The sequence below is a fragment of the Hymenobacter psychrotolerans DSM 18569 genome, assembly GCF_900142395.1.
Lineage (GTDB): Bacteria > Bacteroidota > Bacteroidia > Cytophagales > Hymenobacteraceae > Hymenobacter > Hymenobacter psychrotolerans.
The window spans coordinates 135,911-155,424 of sequence record NZ_FRAS01000007.1 but is presented as its reverse complement, the minus strand read 5'-3'; the positions used below and the strand labels follow the sequence as shown (position 1 = coordinate 155,424).

At 60.9% G+C, this 19,514-nt stretch carries 16 protein-coding genes; 7 read left to right on the top strand and 9 right to left on the bottom strand.

Going from position 1 to position 19,514, the window contains the following annotated elements; genetic code table 11:
- Positions 1–52: 52 nt before the first annotated feature.
- Positions 53–1,525: an SDR family oxidoreductase gene (locus BUE15_RS08825; protein ID WP_073283346.1), complete on the top strand. Its 1,473-nt coding sequence runs from the start codon at positions 53–55 to the stop codon at positions 1,523–1,525.
- Positions 1,526–1,774: 249 nt separating this feature from the next.
- On the top strand, positions 1,775–3,571 hold the full coding sequence (locus BUE15_RS08820; protein ID WP_073283344.1) for a prolipoprotein diacylglyceryl transferase family protein: 1,797 nt from the start codon (positions 1,775–1,777) through the stop codon (positions 3,569–3,571).
- 10 nt (positions 3,572–3,581) lie between these two features.
- On the opposite strand, the gene BUE15_RS08815 is transcribed toward BUE15_RS08820, so the two are convergent.
- Together BUE15_RS08815 and BUE15_RS08810 are read right to left on the bottom strand one after the other, a co-directional pair.
- On the bottom strand, positions 3,582–3,812 hold the full coding sequence (locus BUE15_RS08815) for a DUF2905 domain-containing protein (RefSeq protein WP_073283341.1): 231 nt from the start codon (positions 3,810–3,812) through the stop codon (positions 3,582–3,584).
- 145 nt (positions 3,813–3,957) lie between these two features.
- Positions 3,958–6,504 carry a type IA DNA topoisomerase gene (locus tag BUE15_RS08810; RefSeq protein ID WP_073283338.1) on the bottom strand — a complete coding sequence of 849 codons (2,547 nt, stop codon included), beginning with the start codon at positions 6,502–6,504 and terminating at the stop codon, positions 3,958–3,960.
- A 208-nt stretch (positions 6,505–6,712) separates the two neighbouring features.
- Between BUE15_RS08810 and BUE15_RS08805 the strand changes: the two genes are divergently transcribed.
- Positions 6,713–7,219: a glycine-rich domain-containing protein gene (locus BUE15_RS08805; protein ID WP_211617612.1), complete on the top strand. Its 507-nt coding sequence runs from the start codon at positions 6,713–6,715 to the stop codon at positions 7,217–7,219.
- Positions 7,204–8,043, top strand: coding sequence for a hypothetical protein (locus tag BUE15_RS08800; RefSeq protein WP_073283335.1), 840 nt, complete (start codon positions 7,204–7,206; stop codon positions 8,041–8,043). Before BUE15_RS08805 ends, BUE15_RS08800 begins: the two co-directional genes overlap by 16 nt.
- Positions 8,044–8,813: 770 nt before the next feature.
- On the opposite strand, the gene BUE15_RS08795 is transcribed toward BUE15_RS08800, so the two are convergent.
- Complete coding sequence (locus BUE15_RS08795) at positions 8,814–9,695, bottom strand: DUF6438 domain-containing protein (protein WP_139252187.1); 882 nt, start codon at positions 9,693–9,695, stop codon at positions 8,814–8,816.
- Between the two features lie 10 nt (positions 9,696–9,705).
- Positions 9,706–10,686, bottom strand: a complete 981-nt coding sequence (locus BUE15_RS08790; RefSeq protein WP_084548929.1) for a formylglycine-generating enzyme family protein — start codon at positions 10,684–10,686, stop codon at positions 9,706–9,708.
- Between the two features lie 156 nt (positions 10,687–10,842).
- Here BUE15_RS08790 and BUE15_RS08785 point away from each other — a divergent pair, with 156 nt between their 5' ends.
- Entirely contained in the window at positions 10,843–11,271 is a 429-nt protein-coding gene (locus BUE15_RS08785; RefSeq protein ID WP_073283328.1) for an EamA family transporter, read from the top strand.
- A gap of 79 nt (positions 11,272–11,350) precedes the next feature.
- On the opposite strand, the gene BUE15_RS08780 is transcribed toward BUE15_RS08785, so the two are convergent.
- The 5 genes from BUE15_RS08780 to BUE15_RS08760 all read right to left on the bottom strand — a co-directional run bounded on the left by BUE15_RS08780 (position 11,351) and on the right by BUE15_RS08760 (position 17,370).
- Positions 11,351–12,295: an NAD(P)-dependent alcohol dehydrogenase gene (locus tag BUE15_RS08780; RefSeq protein ID WP_073283325.1), complete on the bottom strand. Its 945-nt coding sequence runs from the start codon at positions 12,293–12,295 to the stop codon at positions 11,351–11,353.
- A 310-nt stretch (positions 12,296–12,605) separates the two neighbouring features.
- Entirely contained in the window at positions 12,606–13,244 is a 639-nt protein-coding gene (gene can, locus BUE15_RS08775) for a carbonate dehydratase (protein ID WP_073283322.1), read from the bottom strand.
- An 80-nt stretch (positions 13,245–13,324) separates the two neighbouring features.
- A complete protein-coding gene (locus tag BUE15_RS08770) occupies positions 13,325–14,938 on the bottom strand; it encodes a SulP family inorganic anion transporter (protein ID WP_084548928.1) in 1,614 nt (537 codons plus the stop codon).
- 182 nt (positions 14,939–15,120) lie between these two features.
- The gene (locus tag BUE15_RS08765; RefSeq protein WP_073283319.1) at positions 15,121–16,518 is read right to left on the bottom strand and encodes a sensor histidine kinase; all 1,398 of its coding nucleotides are present in this window, start codon (positions 16,516–16,518) and stop codon (positions 15,121–15,123) included.
- Positions 16,519–16,617: 99 nt separating this feature from the next.
- The gene (locus tag BUE15_RS08760; protein ID WP_073283316.1) at positions 16,618–17,370 is read right to left on the bottom strand and encodes a 4Fe-4S dicluster-binding protein; all 753 of its coding nucleotides are present in this window, start codon (positions 17,368–17,370) and stop codon (positions 16,618–16,620) included.
- Positions 17,371–17,529: 159 nt separating this feature from the next.
- Between BUE15_RS08760 and BUE15_RS08755 the strand changes: the two genes are divergently transcribed.
- Positions 17,530–18,024, top strand: coding sequence for a hypothetical protein (locus BUE15_RS08755; RefSeq protein ID WP_139252186.1), 495 nt, complete (start codon positions 17,530–17,532; stop codon positions 18,022–18,024).
- Positions 18,025–18,082: 58 nt separating this feature from the next.
- Positions 18,083–19,483 carry a M64 family metallopeptidase gene (locus BUE15_RS08750; protein ID WP_073283311.1) on the top strand — a complete coding sequence of 467 codons (1,401 nt, stop codon included), beginning with the start codon at positions 18,083–18,085 and terminating at the stop codon, positions 19,481–19,483.
- The last annotated feature ends 31 nt before the right edge of the window (positions 19,484–19,514 follow it).

Sequence of the window (19,514 nt, the reverse complement as noted above, 5' to 3'; positions counted from 1 at the left end):
AACTCTATTGCGGTCCGGCAGTTAGCACTATACTACCTACTCTGCCTGGCTCATGAAAATTCTGCTTACTGGTGCCAACGGCTACATCGGCCAGCGCCTGCTGCCGCTTCTGATAGAAGCCGGCCATGAGGTAGTGTGCCTCGTGCGCGACCCGCGCCGCTTCGAGCTGCCGGAGCGGCTGCGGCCGCACGTGCAGGTAGCGCAGGGCGACCTACTCAAGCCGGACTCGCTGCAGCGGCTGCCCACTGATATCGACGCGGCCTACTACCTGGTGCATTCCATGAGCGGCGACGGCAAAGACTTTTTCCGGCTGGAGCAGGAGTCGGCGCGCAACTTCACCGAATACCTCAACCGCACCACGGCCCGGCAGCTCATCTACCTCTCCGGCATCGCCAACGACCGGGCATTGAGCGTGCACCTTCGCTCGCGCAAAGGTGTGGAAAAGCAACTGGGCGCGGCCCGCGCCGCTCTCACAGTGCTGCGTGCCAGCATTATCATCGGGTCGGGGTCGGCTTCTTTCGAGATTATCCGGGATTTGGTGGAAAAGCTGCCCGTGATGGTGACGCCGCGCTGGCTGAACTCGCGCTGCCAGCCCATCGGTATCCGCGACGTCATGTTCTACCTGACCAGCGTGCTGGGCACCGAAGCCTGCTACGGCCGCTCCTTCGACATTGCGGGCCCGGATGTGCTGACCTACCGCGAAATGCTGCTCCGGCTGGCCGAAGTGCGGGGCTACCGGCGCTACATTGTTACAGTGCCGGTGCTCACGCCGCGGCTGTCGTCGTGGTGGCTGTTTCTGGTCACGAGCACCACGTTTTCCCTGGCCCAGAGCCTTGTGGAAAGCCTGCGCAACGACACCGTGGTCGACCCGAAGCGCAGTATAGCGGCCGTGCTGCCCCACGAGTGCATGGGCTACCGTGCCGCCGTGGAGCTGGCTTTCCAGCGCATCGAGCAGAATGAGGTGGTGAGCAGCTGGAGCGACGCGCTGAGTAGCGGCGTGATGCCGCGCAACTACATGGACCACATCCAGATACCGCAGCACGGCCTGCTTACCGACCGCCAGACCTTGCGCTTCCGCCGCGACCCGCAGCAGGTACTGCAAAACGTGTGGAGCATTGGCGGCGACCGGGGCTGGTACAAAGTGGACTGGCTCTGGCGCATCCGGGGCCTCATGGACAAGATGGTGGGCGGTGTGGGGCTGCGCCGGGGCCGCCGCTCGCCTACCAGGCTCCGTGCCGGCGACCCGCTCGATTTCTGGCGCGTGCTCGTGGCCGACAAAGCCAGCCGGCGCCTGCTGCTCTACGCCGAAATGAAACTACCCGGCGAAGCGTGGCTGCAGTTCCGCATCTTCGACCACGAAGACGGCTCCCACACGCTGGAGCAGCTGGCTGCCTTCCGGCCGCAGGGCTTGGCCGGGCGGCTGTACTGGTACTCGCTCGTGCCATTCCATTTCATTATTTTCAAAGGCATGATTGAGAATATCGTGCAGTATGAGGCGCCAGAGCAGGCGGCAGCGCTGGCGTAAGCCCTTCTGTCCGACTGCCCTCTACCCAAGCGAACAACCCGAAACTCCAGAATTGACATCAGATTAATACAGCCAGGAATATATATCCTTTAATTTCACCGCATATCATTCTATATAAGCACATTACTTCACAAAAGCTCCAATCATAAAGTCTGAGTGCCTGTACTATTGGTTTGTGATTCAGAGAGTCGGATGGTAGCTTGATCCTAGGTGCTGTCCGAATGTCCGGCGGCTCTTTTCTGCCCGGCTATGCTGTCCACTACTACGGTGTTGTTGCCCTCGCCTGTGGGGCATCATTATTATTCCGGCTGCTACCTGCTGGCCTTCGGGCTGATGCTGGCCCTGCTGCTACGCACTGGCTACCGGCGCCGCTACCCGCTGCAAGCGTGGCTGGTAGTGCTGGCAGCCAGCACCCTGGCGTTCATCGTAGGTACCAAGCTGATTACGCTGCCCGTGGAGGCCTGGCCGGCGCTGCTGCACGGCGTATGGCCCGATAGCACGGCCCGCTCGGTGCTGGGCGGTGGGCTGGGCTTTGCCGGTGCCTTACTGCTGTTGCGGCGGTGGCTGGGCTTCAGCTGGCACGTCGTCGATGCGTTTGCGGCGCCGCTTTGCGCGGGCTTGGTAGTGCAGTGTATTGGGTGCCTGCTCACGGGCTGCTGCTTCGGGGCTCCCACCGATGGCAGCTGGGGCCTGACGTACGCGGTGGGCACGCTCCCGTACCAGCTGCAGATCCGCCATGGCCTGCTGGATACCGAGGCCATGCACTCCCTGGCCGTGCATCCAACCCAGCTTTATACGCTGCTGCTGTGCGCCGGCGTGTGGCTCACGCTGCACCTCACGCGCCAGCGCAATTGGCCGGCAGGCAGTTGGGCGCTGCTGCAGGCCAGCCTGCTGGTAGCGGGTCGGCTGCTCATTGAATTCTGGCGCGACCCGGCCGGTGAGCCGGTTGGCAGCACTATGATAAAGTTGGGCGGCCTGCAAATGCTGCAGCTACAATGGCTGCTGCTACCCTGCGCGGTGCTGTTGCTGGGCAGCTGGGCCTGGCTGGTTTACCGGGTTAGAATTACGCGGGAAACGGCTCCGGAAAACCGGCCGGTACGCACTCTGCTGGGTGCTGTTGGGGTGCTGGGCTTCGCGGCTCTGCTGCCGGCCGGAGCCCTCACCTTTCCTGAAATGCTGGTAGTGAAGGCGGTATTGCTGGCCGTAGTGGTACTGGCTACGGCCACTGTCCTGCGGGGCGCGGTGGCGGCACGCCGGGCCGGGCTGCCACTGGCCGCATTAGCAGTGGTCCTGCTATTCACCAACCAGGTACCGGCTGATACTACCAGCAATGGGCAGCATTGGGCAATTACGGTGGGGGGCGGCAACGGCCGGTTCTCGCGTGAGCAGCGGTATGACAATGAAGGCTGCGGTGGCGCATCCTCACCCAGACCCTTTCAACACAGCTACCAGTCGGTGAGCGTGGATGTTTCCAGCACTTGGAAGCCTGATGAGCGCCCAGAAGCCGAGAATGAGTTTGGCTTACGACTGATGGCAGGCCGTGACCAGCAGAACACCATCGGCCAGCCGGACACTGTGAAATCAACATTCCTATTCGCCATCAATCCGCACTACATGCTGAACCGGCGCTGGTTTGGGCTTGGGGGCGGGCTCCTGCTGGGTACTCTTGGATACAGCAAAACAGCCGGCGACACGTACCAGCCACTCGTGGCCGCACCTCATTTCACCACTTGGATAGGGCGGCGCGAGTACCTATATGTGCAAGGCGACGTGAACACGCCCACCCAGGGTCTCGGCAATCCGGCACTACGCGTAGGGGTGGGTTCCCGGTTCCGTTCGAGCGGACGCTATAGCGTGCTGCTGGGTATGTCCACTGGCAGTGGCTACCCCACGCCTCCCGGTGTAAATGATAAAGCATTTTTCGTTGAATCGAGCCTGCAAGTCGCGCCGCGCTGGCAGATACAGCCCTACCTCACGCTGGGCGGCCGCGAGTTTCGGCAGGCGCATGTGCAACTGCGCTATGTGCTGCCACCCCGCAAACGCTAGCTAAGTGGCATCAGCCGCCAAAGCGCCGCCACAGCCACAGCAGCCCGCTCAGCACTACACTCACCAGCAACATCGACACGATGGGCGCGTAGAACCGAAACCCCGGCCGCTCGATGCGGATGTCGCCGGGCAGACGCCCGAACCAACTAAACAAACCGCCCCCGCCGAGCCAGAGGATGCCGCCGAACACCGCCAGCACCAAGCCAGCCAAGACGAGAAGCTTACCGAGTTGAGGAGCCATCAGGCAGAACTAAGATTTAAGCATTAGGTCATCCTGAGCTTGCGAAGGACCTTGTCACTCTAGAAGGACACCGAATGAATAACCCGTGTCGAAATGATAAGGTCCTTTGCAAGCTCAAAACAAGCTTACAATACCCCAGGACACATCACGACTGCCCGAACACCGGCTCAATCCGGCCTTCCGGGCTGATTTGCAGCACGGCTTCGTAGTGCTTACCGGTTTTGGCGGATAGGAAACCCCGGATAACGCCGGTTTTGCCTTTGCGCAGCAACTGGTTCATCTGGGTGTCGGTGAGGGTTTTGCCGCCCCACTCGAACGGCACCCGGAACTGGCAGTCTTCGCGGAAGCGGGAGCAGCCCCAGGCGCTTTTGCCGCGCAGCATCTGGCCCAGCCGGCACACCGGGCACGGAATCTGGCCGGGGTCCTGCGGGGTGGTGGGCTTGCTTTCGGCGGCGCGCACCAGCTCCAGCGTGCGTTGCGGCGTGAGGCGAATAGCGGCGTCGAACTTCTGGCCGGCTTCATCCACGAAACCTTTCATGACGGGCGTGCGGCCTTTTTTGAGCAGCTCGCCCACCTGCTTGTCGGTGAGCTTTTTGCCCTCAAACTCGGTGGGGAGCCGGAACTGGCAGCCTTCCTTCCAACGGGAGCAGCCAAACGCCGACTTGCCGCGCAGCACGTGGCCACCGCCGCAGGCCGGGCACGGCCCCAGCGCGCCCGGCACGGCGGGCGTGGCCGCGGCTTTCGGCGGGCTGGCTTTGGCGGTGGCGCCGGCCTTCTGGCCGGTGAGGTCAGCCAGCTCGGGCTTATGAATGCTGATGCCGCGGCCCGAGCCGTCCTGCTTCACTTCCTGCACCATTTCGCGCACCAGCTGCTGCAGCTCGCCCAGAAACTGCCCGGCTTCCAGCTCGCCGCCCTCAATCTGGCGCAGCTTCCGCTCCCACTGCCCCGTCAGCTCCGCCGACTTCAGCGTGGGGTTCCGAATCAGGCCAATCAGCTCGACGCCGGTGGGTGTGGGCACAATCTTCTTTTTGTCGCGCCGGATGTAGCCGCGCTTGAACAGCGTTTCGATGATGGCGGCGCGGGTGGAGGGGCGGCCGATACCGTTTTCCTTCATGGCTTGGCGCAGTTCGTCATCATCGACGTTGCGGCCGGCGGTTTCCATACCGCGCAGCAGCATGGCCTCCGAGTATTCGCGCGGCGGCTGGGTCATTTTGGAGTCGAGGCGGGGCTTGTGGGGGCCGTTTTCGCCTTTCTCGAAATTGGGCAGCACGGTATTCACCACGTCGTCGTCGCCTTCGCCGGCGGCTTTCGGGGCCGAGGGCGCCTGCTGGGTTGCAGGGTCGCCGTACACCACGCGCCAGCCGGGGTTCAGTATCTGGCGGCCCCGCACCCGGAAGATGCGACCCGCCGCCTCGGCCGTCACGGTGGTGTTCGACACTTCGCAGTCGGGGTAGAACGCGGCCAGGAAACGGCGCACGATGATGTCGTACACGCTTTGCTCGTGGTGGCCGAGGCCGCCGGCGCTGGCCCCGGTCGGGATGATGGCGTGGTGGTCGGTGACTTTGTTATTGTTGAAGACCTTGCCCGACTTCTTGATTTTGCCGGCCAGCAGCGGCGCCGTGAGGCCCGCGTAGGCACTCAGCCCGCTCAGGATGCCGGCAATTTTGGGGTACTGGTCGTCGGGCAGAAACGTGGTATCGACGCGCGGATAGCTCACCACTTTCTTCTCGTACAGGGCCTGCACCGTCTTCAGCGTGTCCTCGGCCGAGAGGCCCAGCTGGTTGTTGCACTGCACCTGCAGCGAGGTCAGATCGAACAGGGAAGGCGGCGTTTCGATGCCCTTCTTGATTTCGACGTTCGTGACGGTCAGCGGCACGTCCTTCACGGCCGCCATGGCCGCGTCGGCCTCTTCCTGCGTCACGAAGTAGCCGCGGGCTTTCAGGCGGGCTTTTTCGTCGGGCTCGTCGTCTTCAGTTTTGCCTTTTTTTGGCGGCGCCACGTGGCTGAACATCGTGCCCCGGTACTCGGTGCGCAGCACCCAATACGGCTCGGGCCGGAAGTTCTGGATTTCGTGGTACCTATCTACCAGCAGCGCCAGCGTGGGCGTTTGCACCCGCCCGATGCTGAGCACCTGCCGCTGGCCGGGCGCATATTTGAGCGTAAACAGGCGCGTGGCGTTCAAACCCAGCAGCCAGTCGCCGGCGGCGCGGCTTTTGCCGGCCTGGTACAGGTTGTCGAACTCCGAGCCGTCGCGCAGGTTCTGGAAGCCCTGGCGGATGGCTTCTTCCGTGAGTGAGGAAATCCAGAGGCGCTTGGTGGGCTTGCGGTACTTGGCTTCCATCAGCACCCAGCGCTGAATCACCTCCCCTTCCTGCCCGGCGTCGCCGCAGTTTATCACTTCCTCGGCGGAGGCCAGTAGGTTCTTGATGACGTTAAACTGCCGCACCACGCCGTCGTCGCGGCGCATGAGCTTGATGCCGAACTGCTCGGGCACCATGGGCAAATCGTGGATGCTCCAGCGCTTCCACTCGGGGCGGTAGTCTTCGGGCTCGCGCAGCTGGCAGAAGTGCCCGAACGTCCAGGTTACCTGGTAGCCGTTGCCCTCAAAGTAGCCATCCATTTTGCGGTTGGCCCCGATGACATGGGCAATTTCGCGGGCCACGCTGGGCTTTTCGGCAATGCAGACTTTCAACTCGTAGATTCTCGCTGATGAAGGATAGCGCCAGCCACCGGCCGGCAGGGAATCAACAAAGATACGGCGCAGAAAGGTCGGGCGGAAGCAGCAGAATTGGCCGCAAACGCGCTACAGTTTTCGGTTCTATCTTTCGCGGCCGGCGCGGTTGCTGCCGCAATGTATACAGGTAGCCCTGCACATATCTTATTTGATAGTTTCCTGCTTCGTGACGCCTATTCTTCAGCCTGAATTATGGCATAAAATTCAGCAGTTCGAGCTGGATGACCCTACGGCCACGTTTTCTTTCACCGACCGACTTGCCCGCGAAAATGGCTGGTCCCTGGCCTTTGCACTACAGGCGGCAGCCGAATACAAGCGCTTCATCTTTCTGCTCTGCGTAACCGACCAGCCGCTCACGCCTTCCCACGAAGTAGACCAAGTGTGGCACCTGCACCTGCTGTATACCCGCTCTTACTGGATTGATTTCTGCCAGCACACGCTGGGCCGGCCTGTTCACCACGGGCCTACCCGTGGGGGCAGTCAGGAGCAGGGTAAGTTCTCGGATTGGTATGCGCGCACGCTACGGTTGTATGCGGAGGTATTTGGGCAACTGCCTCCGGCCGCCATATGGCCGCCAGCCGCCCTACGCTTCCGTCCCGCGCAGTTCCGCTGGGTTGATGTATCCAGTCAATGGCTTTTACCCCGATTTCCCTTCCTATGGCGCCGGAAATAAAAGATTTTCTTGCCCAGGCCCGACCTACAGAGTTGCTGCTTCTGCTGGCAGACCGTACTCCCCCGCTTCTGCAGCAGCTACGCCTGACGTTTCTGGACCTACTCCGCCAGCAGGTACTTCTCCTCGAAAACCGAGTGCCTCAGCCACCGCAGGCGGGCGCAGCTGCCTGGGCCACTTATGTGCGGCCTGGCCCGGCGCTGCCTCACTACCGTCCGCGCGCCTACGAAGCCTTATTGTTGCAGCCGTTCCTGAAGAAGCAACTGCCGGAAGTGCTGCTCCGGCATTACGTCCGGATGACTTTCCGGGCTGCCGAATCGAACGAGCGGTTTGCCCGGATAGTGCAGCTACCAGGTCTGCTGCCCACTTTATATGCAACGCCTAACTGGTGGCAGCGGCTGCTGGGCATTAAGCATCTCACGCCAGCCGGCGACGCATTGCTTACGCAGGTAAGGGCATGGCTGGTAGAGCAGGATATTTCCCTTAACCGGCTTGCGCAACAGAACATTCCGGCAGCCACCGCCCAGGTAGCGCAGCTGGGCGGCCTTCTGTTTCTGCTCCCAACCTTCCGTTCACCGCTCGGCCACGCACTCGACCAGGAACTATACCGTGCCCAGTACGAGCATTATCAAGCTGTTACCACTATTAGCGACTCAGCAGCCGATACCCACGGCCCCAGCTCCTGGTATCACTGCGGCCACCATTTCGACAGCCACATCGACGGCAGCGGCCATGATGACTCGGGAGACGCTGGCTGCGGCACTGCTTCAGGTTGCGGAGGCGACTCTGGTTGTGGTGGTTGCGGGAGTGGCTGCGGCGGTGATTAAGCAAGCAGCCGGCCGTGGCCTAGGGCGCAGCCATGCTTGCTGTTATTCACCTCTACCCGCACTCCAGTTGATGACCTTTGCTCGCACGCGGACATCCCAATGCAGGTAACCGCTCGCGCAACCCTTTATACTGACGCTTGGTCATGCGGAAAAGACGATGCACTACTAGCTCGGCTGCTAGCTATTCATGCTTCACTCTCTTTCCACCATGCGCAAGATTTTCCTCTCCCTCGCCTGCCTAAGCTGGCTACCAGTATCTGCTCGGTGGCAGCCTGTCAGTAATCCCGCACCGATGAATATCCTGATGACGGCGCCCCAGCTTGATGCAGTTGATGCGCAGACTGCTTGGTTTTGCAACTCAGGAAATATTTCCCGCACTGCAGATGGAGGGCAGACCTGGCAGGCAGCCGGGCCGTCGGCCACTCCTGGCCGAAATTTGCGCAGTGGGCACCTCGAAGCAATTGACGCTCAGCGTGCCTGGCTGCTCACTGCCCAAACCAATGCTCTGGGCACTACAGCAGCACCGGAATTGCTCTACACAGCGAATGGTGGTACAACCTGGACTACGCGTACTTTACCAAGTACTGCAACCTGGCAGGACAAAATGCACTTCTTCACCTTATCAGAAGGTATTCTGGTAAGTTATTCTATGGGAGTGGTACACCGCACCACCGACGGCGGAGCGACCTGGCAACTGCAAAGGGTGCAGCCTAGCCTGGCGGCAGGTTACTCGCTGTTTGCCCTCCACGAACAAAGCGACTTGCTATGGTTTACGGTCTATAATCCGCAGTTCCATCCTCGTAGGTCACGGTTAGCACAGCCGTTTGATGGTCTGTCTCACCAACTTCATAGCGACCTCCCATTTGCCTGAATTTCAGATAATTGACTATGTACCACAGCTCCTGCAGGTCGTCTTTATCGATTAAGCCAGTAAAGCGGCCACTTAGCCGGTTGTATTCCAACGCCTCATAGCTCGCTTTCCCTTTATAGTCGATTGTCATCTTAAATACCGGGCAACTACCATAGCAGTGTGTTGTTTCAAACTGAATACTCTTAACGCTGTATCGTCCCGGGGCCGGGTTATATTCTATAAAGCGTCCCTTGTCCAGAATCAACGTATCGACTATGCATCTATAATTCCCTGCTGTGTCTTCGCTATCGTACACCTTTCTGGCGAAGGCAATAAGATCTTTCGGTTTCTGCTCTATTATCCAAGGCAACATGCCTTCGGCAAAATTGTCAAAGCCTAGATGCCATTCACTATACTTGCCGATGCCCATTGGATGAGGCAATGCCTTGCCTGAGTCCAACAAGCATATCAAAGCTTTTTCAGTGCCTACGATGAATGGCTTTTCTCCAAAGACCAACACGTCTGTGCGGCCGTTGCCATCGAAATCAGCTTTCATCCAACTGCGTACTGCCCGGCAGTCAACACAGCTTTTCACACCCCGGCACAAAGCGGTATCCGGCTGGTACAACGTAAAGGGCCGGTAGTGCTCTGCATATCCTTCCACCAACCGTATCACCTGGGTATCGGTCTGCAGGCTATCTATACGACTAAGCTGCTCCTGACTGGAAGAAGTCGGCAGTTTTGGCTCACCCTGACAGGCCAACAACATCAGGCAGACACAGCCAAGTATCATTTTTAGCATACACGCATAATTACTGGCTTGCTTTCCGCACCATGCGCACCGTGGCCACGCAGCGGAAGCCCAGCCAGCTCTGCGGCCCCCGGTAGAGCTGCCGCGCTTCGGGCTTCAGCTCGTTGACGGAGGTTTTATACGAGCCGCCTTTCGCTACGCCTTTTGCGGCAGTCATTTCGGCAGCGTTGCCGATGATGTTGTACAGACCCAGGTAGTTGGGCGGATTTACGTACACGTATTCGAGGCCTAGCTGGCCGGGGCGGGCGGTGCACGCAAAGGCCTGCCCGGTTTCGGCAGTGTAATAGTTTTCGGCCAGATTATAGGGTAGCTTATAGATAGCAGCCGAAGGCGCTATTCTGAGGGCGGCAAGGCACGAGTCCAGCCCGGCTTCCTTGCGCACCGATACGGGCCGCAGCTTCGCGTTGGGGCGGCCGGGCACCAGGTTGGCGGGTCCGGAGCCGCTGGCGCCTGGGCCCGCGGCGGCCTGCAGCCACTCGGCTTCGGTCGGCAGCCGGTATTCTACGCTCACGTCGTAGCCGCGCAGTTCCGGATGCTTTTTCTGGAAGTCGGCAGACTCCAACACTGATTTGTTGACGACGGCACTGCGCCATTTGCAATACGCCACCGCCTGCTCGTAGCTGATGCCCACGACCGGAAAGTACCGGAAGCCTGGGTAGCGGAAGTACATAATGACCGTAGGAGCACCTGCCACGGCCGTAGGAGGCGCGGCAGCCACGGCTTTCCATACTGTAGAGTCGGGCAATTGGCTGCGGTAGTACGTTTCGGAGGAATCGAGACGGACCTGCTGCAGGTATTCCAGCCAGTGGATGTTGGCTACTTCCGATTCGTCGATGAACAGGTTTTCGGCCAGCCGGATGGTGCCAGGCGGCTCGGGCACCACCGGGAGGCCGGTGGCAGACTGGTTCTTCTGCGCCTGCACCGGCCAGACTACCGCCAGCCACAAAGCCAGCACAAAACACACGCTTATTCGGAAAGTCATACACAAAGAGGCGGCTAACGGAAGCCTGTCGCCAAGATAGAGGCAAAATAGCTGTCGGGCACCGGCTTAACTACCCGGTTTCCGGTCCCGGCCGCCGGCCGAATCCCCCTGACTTGCGTACGCCTACTCAGATACCAAGCCTTTATCTGTCGGATTATGTGGGTAGTTTTTTCGTTGCTGGCGGCCCTGTCGGCAGCCGTGGTAGTTACGCTTTCCAAAGCAGGCGTAAAGAATATAGAGCCAAGTGTGGCCTTCGCCATTCAATCGGTGCTGATTGTGACTGTGGCCTGGAGTGTGGTAGCGTGGCAGGGCCACTTTCCACAGGTGGCGGAAATTGACCGCCGCACCTGGCTGTTTCTGATTGCGGCGGGCATTATTACGTGCGCTTCGTCGCTGTTTTCGTTTCAGGCCCTGAAGATGGGCCAGGCGTCACGCACGTCGTCGTTTGATAAAATCTCGCTGGTTTTCTCCATCCTGCTGGCCGTGTTTTTCCTCAAGGAGAAGGTGACCTGGCAGGTGATACTGGGCGCCACCTTCATGGCCGGCGGCGCCCTGCTCATTGCCTTCACCAAGCCCGCCGACTAAGCCAGGCAGGCTCGAGCAGAACGGCACCGCGCCAAAGCCCTGCTTGCCAGGCAGCAGAGACCTTGTCCGGCTACGAAACCTATTCTACCAGCAGCACGATTTTGCCAGCAATACCGCCCTCTTCGCTGAGGCGGTGGGCTTCGGCAATGTCGCGTAGCGGCAGGGTTTTCGTGACGACTGGCCGGATAGTGCCAGCCTGCAGCCACGCGGAAATAAGGGCCATATCGGGGCCGCTTTCCCGCGCCATAAACATATGCTGGCTCTTGTCAGACAGCACGGTAGCCAGCGTTCCGAGTACAATACCAGACGGGTCGGGCGTGGTCGTGACGTAGCGGCCGTTGCGGCGCAGTGCATTCTTGCTGGCCAGCAGGCTGCTGCGGCCGGCAGCGTCAAAAATCAGGTCGTAGCGGCTGCGGTCCTGTGTGAAGTCGTGTTCCTTGCGGTTCAGAACGCGCGTAGCACCCAACTCCCGCACCAGTTCCAGATGCGTGGGCCCACATACGCCCGTGACTTCGCCCGCGCCCAGCGCCTGGGCCATCTGCACCGCAAACGACCCGACCCCACCCGAAGCTCCGTTCACCAGCACCCGGTCGCCGGACAGCAGGCGGCCATGGTCACGCAGCGCCTGTAGCGCCGTGAGGGCGGCCAGCGGCACTGCCCCGGCTTGCTCAAAGCTCAGCCTTTCCGGAATGAAAGCGGCACCACTCTCCGTGAGCAGCGCATATTCCGCATTGCTCCCTCCTACTCCGCCGGGCATGCCGTATACCCGGTCGCCGGGTCGGAACCGCGTTACGTTGTCGCCAACGGCGGCTACTTCGCCCGCCACATCACGGCCCGGAATCTTGGGAAAGTTGCGCCCGGTCAGCAGCTTCAGGTCGCCGTTGCGCACCTTCCAGTCTACCGGATTAACGCTGCTGGCCCGCACACGCACCAGTATCTGGTTGGGGCCGGGCACTGGCGTGGGCTGCTCGCCAACGCGGAGCACTTCAATGGGGCCATATTGTTCGAAGTAGGCTGCCTGCATGAGAATAGTGGAGCTTATGAGTGTAGCAGGGCCTACGCAGAACAGGCCGCCACAGATGCCCCAACTTTGATGAGCAGACGCCGACAGCCCCCTATAAAACAAAACCACCGTAGCCAAAGGCTACGGCGGTTCCAACCACACTTAACTACGTAAACTTGCCCGAAGGCAAGACTGGAAGCCGATAGCCGGGCTTGTGCAGGGCCCGGCTCGCGCGCCATATCGGCGGCGGTAGCGGCAAGCCGGCTGCTCTTTCGCATGTGCCAGTAGTGGCTGCAGGAAGAGAAACCGGATTGATGGTTTTTAGGCGGGACTACGCGTGCTGGCTGGCCTCTGTGCCGTAGATGTGGTCCAGGTTTTCGGTGTCGGAACCGATTTCCAGATCCTTCAGCAGGCCCTCTTTGATGTCGTACACGAGGCCGTGCAGGCGGGGTGGCTTGCTCGACTTAAGCGCGTTCTGGATGATGTTGGTCTTGCCTAGGTTGCGGACCTGCTCAATCACATTGAGCTCTACGAGGCGGCGCAGGCGCTCTTCCTCGTTCTCGATGGCCGAAAACTCTGTTTCATGCACCCGGATTACGTCGCGGATGTTGGTGAGCCAGTTGTCGATGAGGCCATACTGCTTGTTAGCCGCTGCCGCTGCTACACCGCCGCAGCCATAATGGCCCACTACCAGAATATCCTCTACGCCCAGCACTTCTACTGCGTACTGCAGCACCGACAGCAGGTTGAAGTCGGTGTGCACCACCATGTTGGCAATGTTGCGATGCACGAACATTTCGCCCGGGCCGGTGCCCGTGATGGCCGAAGCCGGCACGCGCGAATCGGAGCAGCCGATGAACAGGTAGCGGGGTTTCTGGCCCTTACTGAGGCGGTTGAAGAACTCAGGGTCGGCAGCTTTTTTTTCAGCTACCCACTGTTGGTTATTATCTAGAATCTGCTGAATGCTCATGGAAGACGGAGGGGGAAGTGGGGGAAAGGAAAGTGTGAGAAAGATGGCGTAGCACGGAATTGTGCGGCGCCGGGTCGGAACTAGTGGCCCATTACCTCGACCTGCGGAATACCCCGCAGCTCCAGCTCCAGGCCACGGTCGGCGGCCGACTGGCGGAAGTTTTCAATGGCTTCCAGCACGTCGTAGTCAATCATTTCTGACTCCGAGCCGTCCAGGATGACGCGGCTGCCGGGGCTGAATTGCTCCAGCATGCGTACGATGCTGGCTTTGTTCAGGAACGAGACATGCTCACTCAGCTTCAGGTGGTACACCCCGGCCTGCTGCAGCTCCGGCGACTCACGCAGGAAGTAGGCCGACTCGTAGTGGGTTTTCAGGATGTAGAACACCCCAACTACCAGACCGATGGTTACGCCCTTGAGCAGGTCGGTGAGCAGAATGGCCACAATCGTGATGATGAAGGGCAGGAACTGCTGCCAGCCCAGTTTCCACTGCGTGCGGTAGAGGGCGGGCTTCGTGAGCTTATAGCCTACTACCAGCAGCACCGCCGCCAGGGCCGAAAGCGGAATCCGGTTCAGGATGCTATCCAGGAAGAGCAGGCTGGTCAGCAGCAGCAAACCATGCACAAAGGCCGACATGCGGGTCTGGCCGCCGGCATTGATGTTGGCCGAGCTGCGTACAATTACCGCCGTCATGGGTAGGCCGCCCAGCAGGCCAGCTATGATATTGCCGGTGCCCTGCGCCATCAATTCCCGGTTGGTGGGAGTAGCGCGCTTCTGCGGGTCCAGCTTGTCTACAGCTTCTACGCTCAGCAGGCTTTCCAGCGAGGCAACGATGGCCAGCGTGAAAGCCACCGTATATGTAGCGGGCAGCATGAACGCCTCCCACTTAGGGCTGGTGAATACGCCCGTGAAATCAGCCCAGGAGGAGATGTTGGGGAGCTGCACCAGGTGCTCGGGGCGTACCCGCAGCGTAGGCAGCGCCACGTCCAGCAGCGCGCTCATTGCAATGGACAGCACCACCACGATCAGCGCGGCCGGAATCATACGAAGCACGGCTACCCGCTTGGCCAGCACGTTTTCCCAGAGCAGGAGCACACCCAATGATACCAGCCCGATGAGAGCGGAGCCCCAGCCGAAAGACTGCAGCGCGCCCGCTAGCGCAGTAAACGTATTCTGGCCGTCGAACTGCAGGAACGACATGTCCTCGAAGTAGTCGGTATCGACTCCGAGCAGATGCGGAATCTGCTTGAGAATGAGAATCAGGCCGATGGCGGCCAGCATGCCGCGGATAACGGAAGTGGGGAAGTACAGCCCGATGATGCCGGCCCGTACCACACCCATGATGATCTGCAGGACGCCCGCAATTACCGTGGCCGCCAGCACTGCCTCAAACGAGCCCAGCGTCTGGATAGCCATAACGATGATGGCCGTAAGGCCCGCGGCCGGACCGCTCACGCTAAGCTGCGAGCCGCTCAGCCAGGAAACCAGCACCCCGCCTACTACGCCGGTAATCAGGCCGGCCATAAGCGGCGCGCCCGAGGCCAGCGAGATGCCCAGGCAAAGTGGCAGGGCCACCAGAAAGACAACCAGTCCGGCGGGAACGTCTTTGTTCAGGGAGCTGAACACACTGCTCCGGGGAGCCGGGTCTTGTTTGAGGGCGGCCTTCTGAGGAGGCGCCGGTGCCGATTTAGACATTCGTAGACTTGTTAAGCGTGGAACTGATACTGAGAAAGTCAGCACAGTAGAGCAGGACGAAGTGCAAGTCTACACGGGCGCAATTAAGACCCGGTTAAAAGAGAATTAAAAGGACGTTAAATCGTATCAGACCCCGGCCAGGGCAGCGGCAGCGGTGTATTTTTCTGTGGCTCTGCTCACTATCAGCCCAGTGCCGGCCAGTGCAGCCACACCTGCGTGCCGTGGCCCAGCTCACTTTCCACGCGTATGGTGCCGCCGTGCAGGGCCATAATTTTGGACGTGAGCGGCAGCCCGATACCGTGCCCCGGCACCGTCCGGATGGCCTCGGCCCGGAAGAACGGCACGAACACCTGCTGCCGGTCGGCCTCGGTCATCCCGACCCCATGGTCGCGCACTTCCAGGAATACGCGGGTTGCGGTGCTGGTCAGGCTGGCCACAATAGGCTCGGCAGAGTGCTTGGAAAACTTGCAGGCGTTTTCCAGCACATTCAGAAACGCCGAGAGCAGCAGCGCCTCGTTGCCGCGCACCGCAAAAGGCTGGCGCACCATGGCCGGCACATCACCAAACTCCAGGTCGACGCGGCAGGTGGGGTTGCGGCGCTGCACTTCTTCGTGGGCCTGCAGCAGCAGCTCATCGAGCCGCAGCACGGTCAGGGGCACCTGCGAAGGGTCGTCGGAGGCGCGGGCAATCTGCAGCAGGCCATTGGTGAGGTCTTTGAGCAGGCGCGAGGCATCCAGGGTGCTGCGCAATACCCGGCGGTACTCATTCGGAGTGCGCTCCTGCAGCAGCGCCACTTCCAGCTCGCCTATAATAACGGTGAGCGGCGTGCGCAGCTCGTGCGAGGCGTCGCGGACAAACGTGCGCTGCCCGGCAAAGGCCGTTTCGAGCCGGTCGAGGAGCTGGTTGAACCGCTGGGCCAGGTGGGCAATTTCGTCGTAGCCATCTGCCTGCGACAGGCGGCGGTGCAGGTCGGTGACGGTGATGCTGTCTACTTCGCGCACCACTTTCTGCATGGGCCGCAGCGCCAGACCCGCAAAAAACCAGCCGCCGATACTCACAATGACAAAGGAAGCCAGCAGGCCCGTGGCCAGAATCCGGCGCAGGCTCTCCAGCTTCTCGCGGCTATCCGTATCCACCGATGAGGCCACCACCACAAAGTCGCCCCGGTCTTTGTCGCGGTAGAGCATGCCTACTGTTTGGCGGTAGTTTTCGCGCAGGCGCACTTCGCGGCCTTCCTCGCGCACGTTGCTCAGCAAATCCAGCGGCAACGGCACATCGAAGGTCTGCCCTTCCCGAAAAACCACCTGATTCTTTTTGTCATACACCCGCACTTCCTCTTCGGGCAGCGTCCGGTAGAACTGCCGCAGATAGCGCCGGTAGGAGGCGCGGCTGGCATCATCGGCGCGGCCGGTGCCGTCGAGGTAGACATGCGCCACGATACGAGCCCGGTCGAAGAGGCTTTCCGTAAACGACTCCTGCCGGGCCTGCGACGTGGAGAAGTAGATTACCAGAGAAAACAGCAGCAGCGTAACAGCCAGAATAGCCGCAAACTGCAGCGCAAGCCGGAGACGAATGGTCATCGGGAGGAAGAAAGCAGTGAGAATTTGCCGTAAGCTGGCACAAAAAAACCTCTTGCCGGGGGCAAAAGGTTTTTCTGCTGCTCTCAAAACAGGCGCTGGCTAGGCCGGCGCTACGGTGGGCGGGGCACTCACAACGGCCACACTCCCCAGCTGCCGCGCCTTGCCGGGCAGCGTTTTGTGGCGCTCCTTGCCCAGCGCCGCCGCCGGCTCGGGCACCCAATGGTGGCGGCCCCCGGCCCGCTCATCTTCAAACTCCGTCGGGATAGTGCCGGCCAGGGTGCGCTGCTGCCAGGTTTCGTGGCGGCTGCCGTCATCGCGGCGCTCCATCGTGATGCACTCTTCCACGGGGCACACCAACGAGCAGAGGTTGCAGCCCACGCAGTTTTCGTCGATGATTTCCGGTACGCGCGTGCCGGGCTGCAGCCGGATGGCCTGGTGGGCACCGTCTTCGCAGGCCGTGTAGCAGAGCTGGCACCCGATGCACTTCTGCTCGTTGAGGCTGGCCGTGACCTTGTAGTGCAGGTTCAGCTCTTCCCAGTGCTTCACGTTCGGCAGCGCCCGGCCCACCATGTCGTTGATAGTCTGGAAGCCTTTCTCGCGCATGTACTGCTCCAGCCCGCTGGTCATTTCCCGGATGATGCCGAAGCCGAAGTGCATAGCCGCCGTGCACACCTGCACGCTGCTGGCCCCCAGCAGCATGTGCTCCACGGCGTCGCGCCAGTTCTCAATGCCTCCGATACCGGAAATAGGCAGCTGCACGCCGGGGTGCTGGGCACAGTTTTTCACCATATTCAGGGCAATGGGCTTCACAGCCGGACCGCAGTAGCCGCCGTTGGTGCCCTGCCCGTCCACTATACCCGAGACCCGACCCACCTCACGCTGGGACTATACACCTAGCTGAGTAGCTTTGCGAGCCCCGGGTGCGGCGAGAATCCTGGCGAGTAGAATAGCCGCTGAATCCGCCGGAAAACGCGCAAGCTCGGCACTCTCACTCCATCACATTCTACCATCATGCTCCGACTCGCCATTATCCAGCTGCTTTTCTTGGCGGTGCTACCGGGTTGCCAACGGTCGGCGGTCAGGGCGGCGTCCTCGCCAGCAGCAGCTACTCCAGTAGCCGAAAAGCCGGCTATGGTGTTTCTGTCGTTTCGGGCGGTGGCCGCAGGCGCCGGGCAGGCCGCCCGCATCACGCTGCTGAGCAGCCAGGCGGCACCCGGCCGCCTGAAACCCCAGCCCGCCACCCCGCCTTCCGCTTTCCCCGAGTATCTGGCGGTTAAGCTGCTGGACGCGGCCGGACAGCCTCTGGGCGAGGCTATTGTGCTGGAACACCCACTGCGCAAAACGGTGGAATACACCAACGAAAAGCAGCAGCTGGGCCAACGGCTGGTGAGCCTGCCCGAAGCCGAGTTTTTTGTGCGACTGGCCCCGCCGGCCCAGGCCACACAGGTACGAGTCGAGGAATTTGCGGACGCTACACTGCTGGCAGCGTCCTCGTTTCCGCTGTAATTTCAGGTAGCAGCTGTGCTACCTGATTCATTCTTAGTTCATTTATTCCCCTCCTACTTTGAAAACACTCTACACCTTCGTCGTGCTGCTGTTTCTGGCCCTGAGCGGGCAGGCCCAGCGCTTCCCCGTAGACACGCTGGTGAAAACCGGCCCGCTCGACCGGCGCATCAACCTGGTATTTCTGAGCGACGGCTACCAGGCCAATGAGCTGGCCCGCTTCCGCACCGATGTAGACCGGATTGTGGCTTCCCTGTTCACCCAGACGCCTTTCCGGGAATATCAGCAGTATTTCAACGTGTTTGCCGTGCGGGTGCCGTCTGCCGAATCGGGGGCCTCACACCCCCGTACGGCTTCTGACTGCACTTCCTCTACGCTGCCGGTGGCGGTAGTCAACAACTACTTTGGCAGCAGCTTCGACCAGGGCGGTATTCACCGGCTACTGGTACCCCGCAACCAGAGCGCCGTATCGGGAGTGCTGGCGGCTTCTTTCCCGCTCTACGACCAGGCCTTTGTGGTCGTAAACTCTGCGGAGTACGGCGGCTCGGGCGGTACGCTGGCTACCTCCTCGGTGCATCCCAGCGCCAACGAAATCAGCATCCACGAAATCGGGCATTCCTTTGCCAGCCTTTCCGACGAATACTGGGCCGGCCCGCAGTACGCCCGCGAAACGCTCAACATGACCCAGCAGACGGATCCGGCTTTGGTGCGGTGGGCTGCCTGGATGGGCACCAATGGCATTGGCATCTACCCGCACACCGGCAATGCTACCTGGTATAAGCCGCACCCCAACTGCAAGATGCAGGTGCTGGGCGTGGCGTTCTGTAGTGTGTGCCGCCAGGCTTTCACTGAGCGGGTGCACACGCTGGCTAGTCCTCTTCAAAGCTTCAGCCCGGCCGCTACTACGCTCACCAACCCCACCCAGGACCCTACTTTTCAGCTGGCACTGCTGGCCCCAAGCCCCAACACGCTGCGCGTAGTGTGGCGGCGCGACAATACGGTCATCAGCCGCAACCAGAACCAGCTGACGGTTCCACTCAGCAGCCTCCCCAACGGCACGCACCGTATTACGGCGGAGGTGACTGATACCACGGCCCTTACGCGGGCAACCACGCACCTCACGCAGCATACTTATAGTGTGGTCTGGACGGTGGAACGCACGGTGGCCGGCATACGCACCAGCGCCGCCGCCCACGACTACGAGGTGCAGATGTTCCCGAACCCGGTGGCCGATGCGCTGCAGGTTTCCTGCACGCTCAGCCGCACGCTGCCCGTTGATATTGCCGTGTATGATGTCAGCGGCAAGCGGCTGAATACAGCACTCCGCCGCACAAAGCTGGCCAAAGGCACGCACACCTATCAGTTTTCGGCAACCGAGCTGGGGCTGACCCAGGCAGGCCGCTACGTGTTGGTTATGACCATTGACGGCACTCCCATCAGCCGGCAGATCGTCAAGGAGTAAGCGCAACTGATTCCGCCAGCAAAAAACAGGT

Coding starts and splice junctions, on each gene's coding strand:
- BUE15_RS08790 (WP_084548929.1), bottom strand. CDS start 10,686: ATGACTTTCCGAATAAGCGTGTGTTTTGTGCTGGCTTTGTGGCTGGCG.
- BUE15_RS08755 (WP_139252186.1), top strand. CDS start 17,530: ATGCTCCGACTCGCCATTATCCAGCTGCTTTTCTTGGCGGTGCTACCG.
- can (WP_073283322.1), bottom strand. CDS start 13,244: ATGAGCATTCAGCAGATTCTAGATAATAACCAACAGTGGGTAGCTGAA.
- BUE15_RS08820 (WP_073283344.1), top strand. CDS start 1,775: ATGCTGTCCACTACTACGGTGTTGTTGCCCTCGCCTGTGGGGCATCAT.
- BUE15_RS08825 (WP_073283346.1), top strand. CDS start 53: ATGAAAATTCTGCTTACTGGTGCCAACGGCTACATCGGCCAGCGCCTG.
- BUE15_RS08800 (WP_073283335.1), top strand. CDS start 7,204: ATGGCGCCGGAAATAAAAGATTTTCTTGCCCAGGCCCGACCTACAGAG.
- BUE15_RS08780 (WP_073283325.1), bottom strand. CDS start 12,295: ATGCAGGCAGCCTACTTCGAACAATATGGCCCCATTGAAGTGCTCCGC.
- BUE15_RS08765 (WP_073283319.1), bottom strand. CDS start 16,518: ATGACCATTCGTCTCCGGCTTGCGCTGCAGTTTGCGGCTATTCTGGCT.
- BUE15_RS08815 (WP_073283341.1), bottom strand. CDS start 3,812: ATGGCTCCTCAACTCGGTAAGCTTCTCGTCTTGGCTGGCTTGGTGCTG.
- BUE15_RS08795 (WP_139252187.1), bottom strand. CDS start 9,695: ATGCTAAAAATGATACTTGGCTGTGTCTGCCTGATGTTGTTGGCCTGT.
- BUE15_RS08785 (WP_073283328.1), top strand. CDS start 10,843: ATGTGGGTAGTTTTTTCGTTGCTGGCGGCCCTGTCGGCAGCCGTGGTA.
- BUE15_RS08770 (WP_084548928.1), bottom strand. CDS start 14,938: ATGTCTAAATCGGCACCGGCGCCTCCTCAGAAGGCCGCCCTCAAACAA.